This window comes from Ruegeria sp., assembly GCF_040830605.1.
In the GTDB taxonomy this organism is placed as follows: Bacteria; Pseudomonadota; Alphaproteobacteria; order Rhodobacterales; family Rhodobacteraceae; genus Ruegeria.
Genome location: NZ_JBFOMD010000003.1, coordinates 150018 through 166257, shown reverse-complemented (window position 1 = coordinate 166257; position 16240 = coordinate 150018). Strand labels below are relative to the sequence as shown.

At 59.0% G+C, this 16240-nt stretch carries 12 protein-coding genes; 9 read left to right on the top strand and 3 right to left on the bottom strand.

Annotation, left to right across the window (positions count from 1 at the left end):
• Positions 1-11 precede the first annotated feature (11 nt).
• The 3 genes from asnB (at position 12) to AB3N21_RS04855 (ending at position 5251) form a co-directional block, all read left to right on the top strand.
• Positions 12-2018: an asparagine synthase (glutamine-hydrolyzing) gene (gene asnB, locus AB3N21_RS04865; protein WP_367934148.1), complete on the top strand. Its 2007-nt coding sequence runs from the start codon at positions 12-14 to the stop codon at positions 2016-2018.
• 177 nt (positions 2019-2195) lie between these two features.
• Positions 2196-3977: a GumC family protein gene (locus AB3N21_RS04860; protein WP_367934147.1), complete on the top strand. Its 1782-nt coding sequence runs from the start codon at positions 2196-2198 to the stop codon at positions 3975-3977.
• Between the two features lie 8 nt (positions 3978-3985).
• On the top strand, positions 3986-5251 hold the full coding sequence (locus AB3N21_RS04855; protein ID WP_367934146.1) for an O-antigen ligase family protein: 1266 nt from the start codon (positions 3986-3988) through the stop codon (positions 5249-5251).
• Here AB3N21_RS04855 and AB3N21_RS04850 read toward each other — a convergent pair.
• Positions 5208-6107 carry a sulfotransferase gene (locus AB3N21_RS04850; RefSeq protein ID WP_367934145.1) on the bottom strand — a complete coding sequence of 300 codons (900 nt, stop codon included), beginning with the start codon at positions 6105-6107 and terminating at the stop codon, positions 5208-5210. The genes AB3N21_RS04855 and AB3N21_RS04850 overlap by 44 nt on opposite strands.
• Before the next feature lie 562 nt (positions 6108-6669).
• On the opposite strand from AB3N21_RS04850, the gene AB3N21_RS04845 reads away from it, so the two are divergent.
• Positions 6670-7869 carry a glycosyltransferase family 4 protein gene (locus tag AB3N21_RS04845; protein WP_367934144.1) on the top strand — a complete coding sequence of 400 codons (1200 nt, stop codon included), beginning with the start codon at positions 6670-6672 and terminating at the stop codon, positions 7867-7869.
• 84 nt (positions 7870-7953) lie between these two features.
• Here AB3N21_RS04845 and AB3N21_RS04840 read toward each other — a convergent pair whose 3' ends face one another.
• Positions 7954-8955, bottom strand: a complete 1002-nt coding sequence (locus tag AB3N21_RS04840; protein WP_367934143.1) for a hypothetical protein — start codon at positions 8953-8955, stop codon at positions 7954-7956.
• A 146-nt stretch (positions 8956-9101) separates the two neighbouring features.
• On the opposite strand from AB3N21_RS04840, the gene AB3N21_RS04835 reads away from it, so the two are divergent.
• Positions 9102-10535, top strand: a complete 1434-nt coding sequence (locus tag AB3N21_RS04835; protein ID WP_367934142.1) for an FAD-dependent oxidoreductase — start codon at positions 9102-9104, stop codon at positions 10533-10535.
• Positions 10536-10690: 155 nt separating this feature from the next.
• Here AB3N21_RS04835 and AB3N21_RS04830 read toward each other — a convergent pair whose 3' ends face one another.
• On the bottom strand, positions 10691-12118 hold the full coding sequence (locus AB3N21_RS04830) for a polysaccharide lyase family 1 protein (protein WP_367934141.1): 1428 nt from the start codon (positions 12116-12118) through the stop codon (positions 10691-10693).
• A gap of 671 nt (positions 12119-12789) precedes the next feature.
• On the opposite strand from AB3N21_RS04830, the gene AB3N21_RS04825 reads away from it, so the two are divergent.
• Genes AB3N21_RS04825 through AB3N21_RS04810 form a run of 4 tightly spaced genes read left to right on the top strand, consistent with a single transcriptional unit; the run spans position 12790 to position 16219 of the window.
• Entirely contained in the window at positions 12790-13410 is a 621-nt protein-coding gene (locus AB3N21_RS04825; RefSeq protein ID WP_367934140.1) for a sugar transferase, read from the top strand.
• Positions 13407-14321, top strand: coding sequence for a methionyl-tRNA formyltransferase (locus tag AB3N21_RS04820; protein WP_367934139.1), 915 nt, complete (start codon positions 13407-13409; stop codon positions 14319-14321). The genes AB3N21_RS04825 and AB3N21_RS04820 overlap by 4 nt, the downstream gene beginning before the upstream one ends.
• Entirely contained in the window at positions 14318-15013 is a 696-nt protein-coding gene (locus tag AB3N21_RS04815) for a PIG-L deacetylase family protein (protein ID WP_367934138.1), read from the top strand. The genes AB3N21_RS04820 and AB3N21_RS04815 overlap by 4 nt, the downstream gene beginning before the upstream one ends.
• Before the next feature lie 15 nt (positions 15014-15028).
• Entirely contained in the window at positions 15029-16219 is a 1191-nt protein-coding gene (locus AB3N21_RS04810) for a DegT/DnrJ/EryC1/StrS family aminotransferase (RefSeq protein WP_367934137.1), read from the top strand.
• The last annotated feature ends 21 nt before the right edge of the window (positions 16220-16240 follow it).

Below are 16240 nucleotides of genomic sequence, written 5' to 3'. Positions count from 1 at the left end.
GAGGGTGACGCATGTGTGGTTTCGCTGGCTTTACGACCTTTGCGCCGTTTGAAAAACGACAGGCAACAGTCACTCTCAGGGCAATGTGCGACAGCATCCGTCATCGCGGTCCCGACGGAGAGGGGTTGTTCGTCGATGCCGATCGCGGCGTCGCGCTGGGGCATCGCCGGCTGTCCATCGTGGATTTGTCCGAGACCGGAAACCAGCCCATGGAGTCGCCGGGGGGGCGTTTCTGCGCCATCTTCAATGGCGAGATCTACGGTTACCTGTCTATCCGTCAGGAACTTCTGGCAAAGGGCATCTCGTTTCGGGGCACTTCGGATACCGAGGTACTACTGGCTGCACTGGAAACATGGGGCGTGCAGGCGGCTTTGGAACGCCTCAACGGCATGTACGCCTTTGCGATCCTGGATCGGCAAACCAACCACATGATCTTTGCCCGCGACCGGCTGGGCAAGAAACCTCTGTATCTGGGTCTGCAGAACGGCACGCTGTTCTTCGGGTCAGAACTGAAAGCGCTGCGGACACATGATGACTTTGCCGTTGCCGAGGTGGATCAGGAAGCGCTTGGGCAATTCGTCCGCTATGGCTACATTCCCGCCCCGCGCACGATCTATCGCGGGGTGGTGAAACTGACCGCTGGCACGTTTCTTGAGGTCGACCTGTCCCGGCCCCCGGCATCCGCCGAGCAGCTTGCGCATTCAAGCAGACGGTTCTGGAGCTGTGAGGACGTCGCCGCCAATGGTCTTGCGTCACCATACCGGGATGATCAAACCGCGCTGAACGCAATCGAGGATGCTCTGACTGTTGCCGTCGCCGAACGCATGATCGCCGATGTGCCTGTCGGCACCTTCCTATCCGGCGGCATCGACTCGACCCTGGTCGCGACGATAATGCAGTCGCTGTCCGACACTCCGGTAACCAGCTTCACAGTGCGGTTCGATGACGAGGCCACGAACGAAGCGGACTTTGCGGCAGCCATCGCCCGGCACATCGGAACCGACCATCATGAGGTCACGGCGACACCTAAAATGGCGCTCGATCTGATGGATCAGCTGCCTCATGTCTATGACGAACCGTTCGCCGATCCGTCGCAGGTCCCGACCCTGCTGGTATCGCAACTGGCGCGGTCGCATCTGAAGGTGGCCATGTCGGGGGATGGTGGGGACGAGTCCTTTGGCGGGTACGCCCGGTATCCGAGAATGATGCTCTTTGAAAAGCTGGGCCGAAAAATGCCGCGCGGGCTGGCGCGGACACTCGCCAATGCGCCAATCGGTCTGGTGAACGTACTGACAACCGTTCTTCATCCCTTCGCGCCCGGACGCCTGCGCGGGGAGTTATCCGCCGACCGGCTCAGCAAACTGGCCTCGATCATATCGCACCGGGAATTTCGCCAACGGTATGACAGCTTCTGTTCGCTGTGGGACCCTGAGGATGTGCTTTCCGGTAAGGTAAACGAGCGTAGCGCGTTTCTGTCGCAAGTGCTGCCCGGCAACCTTGGCCGCGCTGATGAGATGATGCTGCTGGATTCCCTGATCTACCTGCCCGAAGACATTCTGGTGAAGGTGGATCGCGCCTCGATGTCCGTAGGGCTTGAGGCCCGGGCGCCTCTTCTGGATCACCGTGTGGTTTCGGCGGCGTGGCGCTCTCCGGCCTCCCTGCGATTTGACGGAAAGCGGGGCAAAGTCGCGCTGCACCGCCTGTTGGAGAAACGGCTGCCGACATCCCTGTTCGACAGACCCAAACAAGGGTTTGGCATCCCGGTCAATGATTGGCTGCGGGGCCCGCTCAAGGACCGGGCGGCGGCCATGTTCGAAGGCGACAGCGGCCTGAACCGGTATTTCGATCCTTCCGAGCTGCGCCAGCGCTGGAACGAGCATTTGTCGGGCGAACGAAACTGGGGCGCTCATCTGTGGTCGGCGATGATGTTCGGGTGCTGGCATGAGACATGGATGCAACCCATGCCGAATGTCGCAAGTCAAACCCCGGCGCTGCAGGGCAGCGCACACCCCAGCTGAGAATGGCGGATATGCGGACATCCCGTTTCATGATACCCGTTGAGATGCCGCCGGCACCTGCGCCACGCCCAAGCCCTGCTGGCCACCGTGATCGAAAGTTCGTGCGTTGAAGGCTGTTTTGTTGTGACAACAAGTAACCCCGACCGTTTCAACATCGTGAAGCACGCTGGAAAAAACTTGAAACCTTCCATCGAGGATCTGGTGGAGAGAGCTGGGTTTTCCGGGCTGAGGGCGATTTTGAAGCGCAACGCGATCCTGATCGTCTCGATCCTGGTCATCTCGATGTCAATGGGTTACCTGGTCGTGCAGACGGCTGAACGCGAGTATACCGCAACCACAGCACTGGTTTTCGAAAGCCGGCGCGCCAATGTCGGATATGACGCCCTGGCCTCAGGCAGACGCGATGTTTCCTTCTCCTACATCCTGACCGAAATCGAGGTTCTCAGATCGCGGGACTTTGCGGAAGAAATCGTCAGAAATCTCTCGCTGGATGAGGATCCCGGGTACCTCTCTCCCGAAACCGACACAATCGGCGAGCAGGACACCACCTTTGATGCGGCAACGACAAAATTGCTGGAAAACTACGCCATCAGCCGGTTCTGGCAAAGCCTGGGGCTGGGCATTCAGGTCAACGATACCGATCCGGCCCGGGCTGCGTTGATCGCAAACGAAATCGTGCAGACATACATCGACCAGACGCTTGCCCTGCAACTGCAGAGCATTCTGAGGTCGATGGGTCTGGTTCAGAATGAGTTGACGTCTCTGGACACCGAAATCGCAACCACCGAAGTCAGATTGTCGGATCTGATCCGCCTGAACGACCTCGATGATACTCTGGTGCGTCGGCAATTGTTGTCGGACCTGCAAAGGGCGCAGGTGCGCCTGGAATACCTCAAGGAAACCGGCCAAACCTCGGACCGGATTGCCACGGTCGAGGGACAGATCGACGATCTGAACGCGGCTCTGGCCCGGCGCTCAAACGCAGAGCAGACGCGAAAAACCCTCGAACGGCAGTTGGAGGATCTCTACAACCGGCACGCTTTCATGTCGAACAAGGTGTCCGAGCTGCGGGCTCAAATGGCGCTGACGACGCCATTGGCGCGGCAAATATCGGTCGCCCAGGTTCCCAAGCGCCCAAGCCGCCCGAACCGGAACACCCTGCTTGCCGCCAGCTTCGTGAGCGGTTTGGCACTGAGCTTCGTGGCCGCCCTGTTTCGCGAGTCGATGGACCGGAGGATCTTTCTTGGCCGGTCGTCTCTGCTGGAAGCGGGATTGCGATACACGATCCGGTTTCCCGCTGTACCGGGTCGCCACCGGCGAAGTCTTGAGCGACTGGTGGCGCAGATCACGCGCCGGCGCCGCCCCAGCGTGGCCGCCGAAGCCGCCCGGCACATCCTGTCGGTGATGGACAACCGGTTCTCGGACACCGAATGTCTGGTTCTGGGCCTCACTGCAACCGACGAGAATGACGATCACGGATTTCTCGCGGCATGCCTGGCGATCACCGCAGCAAATGACGGCAACCGGGTTCTCCTAATCGATCTTGGCGACAGCAAGAACGAGCGGAGTATAAAGATCGCGCCCGGAGACCGCTCTGAGCGCACACTTGCAGAGCTCTTTGGCGACGTCGCCGTGATGAAACGCGAGACGATCCTGAACCATCTGGCGGATGGAGTGGACTTTGTCTTCCCGGCCGCCGATTCCGTACCGCCTCTGGACCTGTTCAACCAGAGCGGGGTCGTGGATACCACCAACTGGCTGTGGGAGCATTACGACATCGCCATACTGGTTGCGCCGCCGGCCTCGCGCCGGGCCGTCGTCGGGCGGATTTTGCCGCTGGTCGATCAGATGCTTCTGATTGTCAGGGACAAGCACTCGGATCTGGACGCCGTGGCCAAGTCTACCGCAGCGCTGGAACAGCTGGGCATTGATCCGTTCACAATCGTAAATTGCGGATGAACGCTCAGATGACGGATTTCAGCACAACAGAGAACAGCACACCATATCCGGGCCCGGCCTCATCCATTGAGCTGACACTGGCCATGATAACGGTGTTTCTGGCCCCCCTGAACTACCTGCGCGCCAGTTTCGTGTACTTCACGCTTGGCGACGTCTTTGCGTTCAGCACCTTCATTCTGATGCTGACCAAAGGACGCCTGCCATTGCGCCCGTTCGGAGCGATCAGCGGTCTTTGGTTTGCGTCGGTCTTGATGTTCCTGACCGGGTTCATGATGGGCTCAATCCTGAACGGTGATCCGATCGCCGGGACAACGGCAATCGGACAGTATTGCGTGACGCTGATCCTGATGCCGATGATCATTCTGCAGCGCTCGAGGCGGGAAACCGAACTGCTGATACTGGCGTTCGTGGCCTCAATCTGTGTTTCGATGATCCACGGTGCCTATTACGTGAACTACTATCCGGATGACGGGCGATTTGTATCGATAAACGGACGGCTCAAGGGACTGGTCGAGCGCGTCAACGGAGCCGGCGCAATGGCCGCGTTTGCGATCACCTTCCTGACGTGGCTTCGATATGTCGGCAGGATACACATTATCCTCTTCCTTCTGCTTCTGTCCCCGATCGTCTATGGCCTGCTGTTGACCGGCTCCAATACCGGCTTCTACCTAACGGCCATCGGCGTTTTCGGGCTTGCGGTACTCAGCGGTTCGGCTCGCGCGATCATCAAGCTTTTGTCGGCGATGATTGCCCTGTTCGCGGTTGCCCTCCTCTGGGGTGATGCATTTCTGCCCGAAGTTTTCCAGGAACGCGTGTTTGAAGCGGTGCGCGCTGGCGACGCCAGCGAGTCCGGCACGTTTGATGAGCGCTTCATGCTTATCCTCGAGGCACAAAAGATCGCTGACGATACTGTCTGGCTGGGCCTTGGCATCGATCAGTACGAGGAAGTTAGTGCATTGGACGCGCCTGTTCACAACACATACCTGCTGACGTTGTCGGAGGGCGGGTTGATGTCGTTGCTTGGGCTGGTCGGGATGCTTCTGACCGGTATCTACATCGCGTGGTTCGAGCGGTTCTTCCGCCACAACTGGATCAACTCGGCATTATCGTTGTCCATCGTCGTCATGGTGGCGCTGGTCATGAACGCCATCCCGCATTTCTACGCCCGGTTCTGGACAGTGCCGTGGATGCTGGCACTTTCGGTCAGCCTGATGCCAGTGACGATCTCAGCTAGATCTCGTACCCGTATCTTCGCAAAAGCGGAGCAGCAATAATCTCGACCTGCCGCTTCATGCTGTCGGGTATTTCACCTTTCCAAGTGATGTCGTTTCTCAGTTTCAGAGGACCGCCCATCCGAATTCTGTTGCCGGCAACCTGATGCTGAGGAACGAAAGCCTGTTCCGACCGCACCATTTCGACAAGGTTGTCAGTATCAACACCGGTCATTTTGCCAATGCGTTCCAACTGTTCGCCGGGGCTGGCGACAAAATCCTCGTATCTGACCCGAACCGAACGCTGAGGCCCGACCTTCTTTGCCAGGCGTTCGGAATAGTAGTTGTACTGCATCCAACGCATCGCGGTCCAAGCCGCGGGACGGGGCTTGATCTCTTTTTGCAGACCGCTCTGGGCGTTTCGCTTCAGGGCTTTCGACATCGACGAAGCCACCGCACGTGCATCCCGTATCAAGTGGATCACAAACAGTTCCGCACTGCCCGCCTCGGCCAATCGCAATCCCCTGGACGGGTTCTTTGAGGCGTCGAGCACATAGTCACAGTTCGTCCGCTGCAGGATGCTGCGGTACAAATCTACCGACAACGACGAGTAGGTTTCCTTGAGTCGGCGGGAGGCCCATGCGCTCAGGGGCGAGACTGTTTCCATTTTTTGCTGCAATCGAACAAATTGCCCTGGATTGTCTCGATTTGCCGCCCAGTTCTCGATCAAGGGCGCCCAGATGTCGCAGGACTTCACCCGATCACCGCATGCACAGAACTCATTGTTCGGCCACACGTGCCGAAGGATCGTGGAAATCTCGCCCGCACCAAAGATCTGCGGGTGGTGTCCAAGAACAATGTCAAGCAGAGTGGAGCCGCTGCGACCGTAGCCAGCTACGTAAATAACCTTTGGTTTCATATAGTTATTTCCGAAATCATTCTTAACAAAATGCACCAACTAACACTACTTCCAAAAAGAATGCACGAATCTGGGCCGTTAAACAAGGCAACGAAAACGTGAACAAGATTGCAGTTGTTGTGTCCAAGATGCGCTAGATAAGTGCCGCGATACTTGACCGATTGACGGATCTACCCCGATGTGATGCGTTACGCACCCAGGGGGTTTGGACGCAGAGCCATTTCCAATGTGGTCATGGGAAGGCGTGGAGCTAGAGTGGGGTGAAGCTGTTACCGATTTGTTGTCTGGATCACATACATAATCAAAGTGTTTTTATCATTCAGTTTTGAGCTCCCTCGCCTGAAACGACGCGAAGCTTGAAATCTTAAAATCCTCGAATTTCTGAGCCGCAGGCTTGCGTTTGCGTCTCTCGAAACAAGTAAGGCGCAAGCGATGTGGAATAATTCAACCGTTTCCGATATGATCAGCCGACATATTGTTGGGGGCAAAGCAAAAGAAAACAGAGCGGAACTGCCCTTTTTTAACAGGCAGGAAAACGGCGTATGTCGCAGTGGTGAGACTCATGAAAGCTAAGGTGCTGTTCCCCTTCATAGGTGGCGACCTGATGGGTGGCAGCCATGTCTCGGCCATGAATCTCGCAGCCTCACTGGATCGAAACGTGTTCGAGCCGCACGTTCTGTGTCATTTCGAGTGTGGCGTAATCGGCGAATATGCGCAGTCTCTGGGTCTCAAGCACGAGGTTCTGCACGAGCCGGGCCTGCTGGCAGTTCGGGGCAAACGTCGGGAAAACGACGCAACCGTCGCCCAATACTGCATGTCATCTGTCTGGAAGCTCAAATCGGTGCTAAAGCGGATCAACCCGGCCATCGTGCACACCAACGAAGGGAGGATGCACACGAACTGGGTGCTTCCGACAAAACTGTCCGGGCGCATCCATATCTGGCACCATCGGCAGGATCCAACCGCCTTTGGCATCAACAAACTGGCGCCGCTGTTTTCGGATCACATCGTAAGCGTGTCCCACTTCTCCAAACCGTCAAAACCGATCCGATCCGTGGATCACAAGTTTTCGGTGGTGCGGAGCCCGTTTGACTTTCCACCCGAGATTCCAAATCGCATGCAAGCGAAACAGGCGCTTATTTCCGAGCTTGGGCTGGCGGAAAACGCCGTCTTGTACGGCTATTTCGGCAACCTGACCGAACGCAAACGCCCGGTTCACTTCGTCGAAACCATCGCCGCCATTCAGAATGCGGTAGGGGACCGCCCGGTTCATGGGCTTCTGTTTGGGCGTGTTGCCGACGAAGAGTCCAAGCTGGACGAACGGACCAAAAGCAAGGCCGCTGAGCTTGGGATCGAATCCCAGATCCATCTCATGGGATTCCGGCAACCGATCGACGTTTGCATGGCCGGAATGGATGCTTTGCTAATCTCGGCGCTGAATGAGCCCTTTGGCCGGACACTGATCGAGTCCATGTATCTGGGTACGCCCGTCATTGCGACATTGCATGGCGGGAATGTTGAAGCGATAGAAGACGGCAAAACCGGCTTTCTCGTGTGCCCCAATGATCCCGCCGCATTTGCTGGGCCTGCAAAACAGCTCTTGGACAGTCCCGAGCTGTTTGATCGCGTCACCGAAGCTGCCCACAAGAACGCCGCCGAGAACTATGGGCGGCAGAGGCATGTGGAAAGTATCTGTGAGATCTATCGCAAGCTGCTACAGCACGGCCAGCCGGGGTGCACCGGGGTTACACAAGCAAGCTGAATATCCCACATGAAGTGAAAGCCCTCCTCACCACGCCGACTGAATAGGCTTGCCTGCGTGTTCCTGCATGAAGGTAAATGCCGGCTACAGTTGCACGCTGGCCTTTGCCGCTTCAGCCATCGTTAACGACGGCCAGCCATACTGATCCCGCAAGGCTGCGAACTCGACCAAAACCGCCTCCCAAAGGTCCATGTTCTCGTTCACATTGACCCCAAAGTTATGCGGGTGCGCCCACAGATGGAAAATGCGGCCCTCGCGTGCGGCCCGGCGCATATCGCGCTTGATCGCCTCAAGCTGAAGCGCGGTCGCCTTCGGGAACCGGCGCGAATAGGGTCTCAAGAACCGGCTGGCTGGGACATCCGTCATTCCGTCATGGTGGTTCACGTCAACCACGCCGGACCGTCCCAACGGCAGATAGCTGTAGGACAGGCGGCTGATCCTGCGCCCGAGGCTTTCGCTTTCGCGTGCAGACGGCTGGTCGAACCAATGCCGACCAGCACCGCGATAAACCGTGATGCCGCGCTCGCGGCAGATATCGAAGGTTGTCGGACAAACCTGGTTTCGGGGATAGACGATGCTTTCCAGAGTGACGCACAGACGTTTCGCCGCCGTCACTGCCGCATCCATGTCGGCGGCAAATGCGGCCTGATCGCACTGCTCTTCAAGGCAATAGTAGTGGGAATACGTGTGCGTCGCGATCTCTTGCTGCGGCGTCTCGGCTATTCTGCGTAGCAGTGAGAAGCCAAAGTGATACGGATCGCTCTTCTCGTCGGCGCCGATATTGTCGATGAACGTGTAGTTGCAGTTTCTGCGATTCTGGAATGTCGGCTTGATGGACGGAAACGATGCGAGCAATTCTTCGCGATTGTCGTAGAACAGGAACCCGACAGTGGCCCAACTGCACCCTGCCTTGTAGCGCTCGAACAGCTCAAGCAGCCTCGGAATCGCCTCGCGCACACCAAGAATATTGGCGCCGTAGGTCTCTTTTGTATGTGAACCGTACACACCCCAGAGCAGTTCGTAGTCCAGCGAGAGCACGCATCCGCCCGGATTGCCAAAATCTAACGACCTGCTCACCTTAACCATCTACACATCTCTTCAATCAGCTAACAAAAAAGTGGGTTTTTTACCGCAAGCAACCTACCAAGAATCTGATTCTTTGATAAGGTGCTTTGTGAAACGCGCATTCTTTTATCGATGCCATATTGCGAGCATCAGATTATTAACAGTTGGTGAACAGTTTGACACAGTACGACACTCTTATCATCGGCGCGGGCCCGGCCGGTCTGAGCGCAGCATTGGAACTGAAGAAGCAAGGCCGAAATCCTCTGATTCTCGAAAAAGGCGACCAGGTTGGCGGGTTGATGCGTTCGCCGCGCTGGGGGGATTTCATTCTGGATCTGGGGCGCAAGGAGCTTTACGCGCGCTTTCCCGAGATCGACGAACAGTGGGAAGGGGTTCTGGGCGAGGACTACGGACCGTACCCGCATCGGGTCGGCAGCCTCTATCGTGGCCACATCGTTGAAATGTCGGGCCGGTATCGCGGACAGTTCCGGGGCATGCCCCTGCCCTGGCTGGTGACCGGCGGGATCGGCATGCTTGCCGGTTGGGTCCGCGGCGCCCTGCGCAAGCCCTCAAATTACAAGGATTTCTGGTACGGACGCGTCGGCGGCCCCTTTGCCCGCATTCTGGCGCAGGGCTATTGGGAGAAGTTTCGCGGTGCGACATGGGCGGCAATGCCGCCTCCGCAATCGGACCCGCTGGGCCAGGATGGCGGCGGTTTCCTCGGTTCCGTCAAGAAGACCTTTCAGATGGCCCGGCGCGGCGGGGTCTCACGTCAGATTGCATGGCGTCACCCCCGCTGCGGAACCGGGCAGTTGTTTGAAGGGCTGGCCGACCAATATCTGGAAATGGGCGGGCAAATCGCCTTTGACGCAGAGGTGACGGATCTGAACCTGCTGCCGGACGGCACGGTTCGGGTCAACTGGACGCACGATGGTGAAAATCATGAGCGCATCCTGAATCACGTGATTTCAAGCCTGCCCATTGAACAGCTGTGGGCGATGCTCGACCCCGAGGAAATCCCCGGCGGCGCACCGCCTCCCCCCGGACCGGAATCCAACAGGGCAGTTCTGCTGGTCTACCTGTTCCTCAAAACGCCACCCAGCTTCGAGCACGCCTGGCTTGAGGTAAATGATCCCGATCTGCATTGCGGCCGCGTGACAAACTTCGCGGCATTCGGCGGAGGTATGGTGCCAGACGGCCACTCGTGCCTGTGCGTCGAGTATTTTTGCGCAGGTGACAACCCGATCCTGTCCATGAGCGAGGATGAACAGATTGAGTTGGCTCAGTCCGAAATGGCCTCGGTCGATCTCATAGACCAAAAGGACCTTCTGGGCGCGCATGTTCTCTACATGCCACGGACAAACGCGGCAGCCAGTTGGCGTGAACAGCAATCAGCACACAGATCGGCTTTGTTCGAACGGGTCGGAACCTTCAAGGGCATCTACCATGTAAACCGTCCGGGCGCGGACTGGGCCAGCCTTGCGGGCATTCAGGCCGCACGCGCAATTGCGTCCAATGACCGGACCTATTTCGACCGTGTGGCAGATCCGACCAGACGCCAGGAGGATCGGATACCGGCTCAGGCTGCTGCTGCCGAATAAAACTGGGGTCTTCTCCTTATTGAATCCGTGGGCACGACTTTTGAACGTGCAAGATGTTGAAATCACGCATTCAGTTTGAAGGAGGCCTTCCCTTCGCCCGCTCGCTTTGCGTCTAACGCGAACGGCACAAACCGGCTTGCGGCGACGAACACAAACTACCTTTCGTCGCCCGCCATCGTGGCCAACCAGGTCTCGACATAGCTCATGCCACTGACAGCATCGATGTCCCAAGGATCATCGGCTTGTGTTGGGTCCAACCCATCCCGCGTTTGCTCCCACGCGTCCGGCAAACCATCCCCATCGCTATCTATCGCCACCGAGAGGTCGCCCGCTGAAATCTCAGGCCAGCCCCCGGCCTGCTCCACCCGGTCGATTACTTCTCCGGTGCAGTTGCGCACATCTTCGATCACGGTTTCATCCAGTGAATCCGGCGCCCGGCGTCCCTCAATCCTGTCCCCCGCCCGAGTCAGTACTGAATCCAGAACCTCAGTCGAAGGCATTGGCCGGGTTGTCAGTGTCCAACTGCCGGGGGCAACCTGACGCGTCTGGGCAGTCTCATCGAGGACATCCACGCTCCGACGACGACACCCAGGAGGGGTCCGGGCTACGTTATCCTCTGCCCACAGCGAGACGGTGTTATTGTCCTCCCACTCGAACACCTGCACCGCCTCGGGCGTCTTGCGAACGGTGTTGGGACCAGTCAGCGCAATGTTCCCAAGATAGGCGACAGCCACATCTCCAAGAAGATCATAGAACTCTCCGAACTGACTGATCGGGTTGTAAAAAACGTTGTTGATGACCTCGATCGGACCGATCTCAGTACCTTTGATGTCGGGTATGCGGTCACGATGATGAGCGAACAGATTCCGCAGCACCGAAATCCGCCCGCACTGATTTCCACGTCCTTCGGCCGAGCATAACAGCGCACCCTTGGAGTGCGGCCCTTTCGGATGTGTGGAATCGTCCAAACTGAGGGCCAGTATGCTGTCCGCCAGCGTGATGTCCGCTGCGGTGGAATTCGAGACATGGACGTTGAATGTCTCGTCCGTGGCAAAGCCCAGCGACAGACTGCCCAGGTAGATTCTCTGCCCGTTTTCGATGGTCACGGCATCAACCGTTGGAGACATCTCTTCGCTGGGACCGGGGCGGGCCTTGAGAAACCGAATGACGATGTCATGGGCGTTCTTCAAAACCAACGTGCCCGACCGTCCCTTGACGATGCGCAACTGTATGCCGTCGCCCGGTGCGGTTTGACCGGCAATGTAAGTGTTCGAGCCAACGCGAAGCGGACTATGCAGATCGATGGTGCCGCTCACGGCAAAAACGCAGACACGGGGCGTTTGCGCAGTTTCTGCACATTGCCGCAATGAGCCGGGGCCGTGATTTGCGAGCGTGGTGACGGTGAATATCTCACCACCCTTCCAGCCTACAGCGCCGGCTCCGTAACCCTCGGCTCCGGGAAATGCGACGTCGCCGGCGTCCGCCTTGCCCGCAAGCACAGAAACCACCAATGCTGCAGATAAAAGAAACCGGGTATGGGACACTTGAACTACCCTCGGGAAACCAACTGTCAAAGCAATCATTACCATCTCTCCAATCTGTCCCGGGACCATGTCGTGCGCAACTTCACAGCTGTCGGCAACTAGTGGGGCGCACGGGTTTGGAACCAAACCGATCGTTGCGGGATTCAACCACGCTCACCATCGCAAAGACACATCTCTTGACGAACGGGCGAACAATTTTTCGTGTGAAAACAAGGTGCAAAACGTCCGGACCATCCGGAGCAGACCTTTGGCACCGCGCGGTGAGCCCTGCATGCTTGCCGTGCAACGACGTCCACGCGTGAAGCAGGGCCGGTATCGAAAATACGTGTCTCAAATCCACTCAACCCATTACCACAACACAACTAAACCTTCCTCGAACACCTTCGAACGGACCGCGCGAGACACAAATCTCCGCGCCAATGGTCAGCCAAATCTCGGCGGTTGGACCTCAGCCAAATATCTCGCGTTTCGACCCGCCGTACACCGCTCGCACGCCTGCAACGAAATCTGCAGCGCACCTCTTTCAAAAACTTGCAAAAAGCCTCGATTCCGTACAAGTTAATATTGTTTTTATCCGTTAGATTCGTGTTTGAAAATAACGGCAAATTTTCTCGTTCGCGTCGAGAGGGGGTCTTTCTGACGTAAGTTCTGAGTTTCTGTCTCCGGGTGATGGATGTCGCTGCGGAGGCTTTGTAATTGCGGATTAGATTGTGAACAGGGTACTGGAAGTTCTTATTTGCATTGTGGCTGGCGTTTTGGCTTTGCCGTTTTTTTTGCTCGCCTGTCTTGTGGTGGCGCGAACCTTGGGTCGCCCGCTGTTTTTCACCCAACCGCGCGCAGGCCTTCACGGGCGAATGTTTCTTTTGCACAAGCTGCGCAGCATGAGTGACGCGCGGGACGCCGATGGTGCGCTGCTGCCCGACGTAGACCGTCAAACCGCCGCGACTGCTTTGCTGCGCCGGTTGCGTCTGGACGAAGTGCCACAACTTCTCCTGATCCTGAAAGGGGACATGGCGCTCGTCGGACCCCGCCCGCTGCTGCCCGAAACTATTGAGGCGTTTGCGGCGGCTGGCCAGACGCGATGCTCAGTTCGGCCCGGTCTTACCGGCTGGTCGCAGGTCAGCGGAAACACGGCCCTTTCCAACGATGAAAAGCTGCAGCTTGATCTGTGGTATGTGGCCCATCGCTCGCTGGGGCTGGATATTCAAATCCTGATCGAAACCATTGGCGTGGCGCTCGGCGGTGAGCGCCGCCGCCATGACCGGATCAACCAAGCCGCCCGCTGGCTGGCCGCCGAAGGATACCCTACATTGCAGGAGTCTCCGGCATGAAGACCGTGTTCGTCGGCGCGGTCGAGGGATCGCATGTAGCGCTCTCGGCGATTTGTGCAGCCGGGCACGCCCCCGAACTTGTCGTGACGCTTCCGTCCGAGCTGGCACACCGGCATTCCGATTTCGCGGATCTCACACCAGTGGCCGAGCGCTACGATGTGCCGGTCCACTACACGGCCAAAAGCGACTCGGACGGCACCATCGCCGCAATCGCGGCGACTGAGCCCGATCTTATTCTGGTCATCGGCTGGTCGCAGCTTTGCGGACCGGAATTTCGCGCCATCCCCAAGCTGGGCTGCATCGGGTTCCACCCCTCGGCCCTGCCCCGTCTGCGCGGGCGCGGCGTAATCCCGTGGACCGTGCTGCTGGGCGAAAGCGATGTGGGGGCGTCCCTTTTCTGGTTGGGCGAAGGCGCCGATGACGGCCCGATCGCGGCGCAGGCCCGGTACGCGGTTGACCCCGAAACAGTGACCGCGCGCGAGCTTTATGACCGCGCTCTGCAGGCATTGACCGAGCTGTTACCGCAGCTTCTGACCCAGATCGAAGGCGGCGACATCCCCGCCGCACCGCAGCCCGAGACCGGCATCAGCATCTGCGCCCGGCGGCGGCCCGAGGACGGCCATATCGACTGGAACCGTCCGGCCGCCGATATCCACCGCCTGATCCGTGCCGCAGGCCCGCCCTATCCCGGCGCCTTCACCGACATGAGCGATGGCACACGGCTGGTGCTGACCGCCGTCCGCCACACCCCGCGCGAAGGTTATTACATCGGCCTACCCGGTCAGGTGCAGGCCATCGACGGGCAGAACTTTACCGTGGCCTGCGGCGACGGGCGCTGCATCGACATTCTCGACTGGTCGGGGGCGGACAAGCCCCCCGCCCTGCACTCGAAACTTGGAACCGCCGCATGAGCACGACTAACTTCATCAACACCAATGACGGCCCCGTGCTCGTGGTGGCCCCGCATCCGGATGACGAGGTGCTGGGTGCGGGCGGCACAATCGCCCGGCTAGCGGGCGAGGGGCGCGAGGTGCATGTGGCCATAGTCACACGGGGCCAACAGCCCCGCTTCAGCCAGGAACAGATCGCCACCGTTCAGGCCGAGGCGGCAGCAGCACATGGCCATCTGGGCGTGACCCATACCCACTGGCTCGATTTTCCCGCCGCCGAACTGGCCGAGCATCCGCACGGGGCGCTCAACGCCGGCCTCGGCACGCTGATCCGCGATCTTGCGCCCAGCCTCGTGCTGGCACCGCATCCCGGCGACATCCATCTGGACCATCAGCTTAGTTTTCTGTCGACGCTGGTCGCCAGCCGCCCGCATCAGGCGGAGTATCCGACCACGATTGCCGCATACGAGACGCTCTCCGAGACCAACTGGAACGCGCCGTATCTGACACCGCCATTTCTGCCGAATGTCTTTGTCGACATTTCCGGCACGCTCGAGCGCAAGCTCGAAGCATTTCGCCTGTTTGCCAGCCAGGTCAAACCGGCCCCGCATGAACGCTCGGTGGAAAGCCTGCGGGCTTTGGCGACCCTGCGCGGGGCGACGGTGCACCGTCCGGCGGCAGAGGGGTTTGTACTGGTAAGAACTGTTGTGTGAGGAGGGGGAGTTACAATGCAACATTGGCCCGTTTATGACGAGGAGCAGATCAGCGCCGTGGCTGACGTGCTTCGTTCGGGCAAGGTCAATGCCTGGACCGGTCCGGATGTAAAGGCCTTCGAGGCCGAATACTGCGCCTATACCGGTGCCCGCCATGCCATCGCCATGGCAAACGGCACGGTGACGCTGGACACTGCGATGAAGGCGCTGCAACTGCGTCCGGGGGACGAGGTGATCGTCACGCCCCGCAGCTTCATCGCCTCGGCAAGCTCGGTCATGCTGGCAGGCGGCATCCCGGTTTTTGCCGATGTGGATCCGGACACGCAGAACATCACGCCGGAAACCATCGCGCCGCTGATCGGCCCCCGCACGCGCGGCATCATTCCGGTACATCTGGCGGGCTGGCCCTGCGACATGGACGGCATCATGGAACTGGCCCGCACCTACGGGCTGTGGGTGATCGAGGATTGCGCCCAGGCGCATGGTGCCATGATCGGTGACCGGCATATCGGCACCATCGGCACCTTTGGTTCGTTCTCGTTCTGTCAGGACAAGATCATGACCACCGGTGGCGAAGGGGGACTGCTGCTGACCAATGACGACGATCTCTGGTCGCGAGCATGGAGCTACAAGGATCACGGTAAGGATTACGACACCGTGTTCAACCGCGACCACCCGCCCGGATTCCGCTGGCTGCATGACGCGGGTCCGGGCACCAATCTGCGCATGTCCGGCCCTGCCGCCGCACTTGGCCGGGTGCAACTGACCCGCCTGAACGACTGGCGCGCGCACCGGACCACCAGCGCTCACATTCTGGCCGACGCGCTGTCGCGCAGCAGCGCCCTGCGCGTGCCGATGCCGCCCGTTGATGTGACCCACGCCTATTACCGCTTTTACGCCTTTGTCCGGCCCGAGACACTGGCCCCGGACTGGAGCCGCGACCGCGTCGTGGCCGAGATCATCGCCTCGGGCTTCCCGGCCTTCTCGGGCAGCTGTTCCGAGATCTACCGTGAGGGCACGTTCCGCAAACGCGGGCTGGGCCCCAAGGAGCCGCTGCCGGTGGCACAGGAACTGGGCGAGACCAGCCTGGCGTTTCTGGTCGACCCCACCTGGTCGCACCACCGGATCGGTCAACTGGCCGAGTGTGTGCTCGATGTCATGGATCGGGCCATGGCGCACAGCCCGCGCAAAAAGGCACACGCCTGATAGGCAAAAACGCAAAAGGCG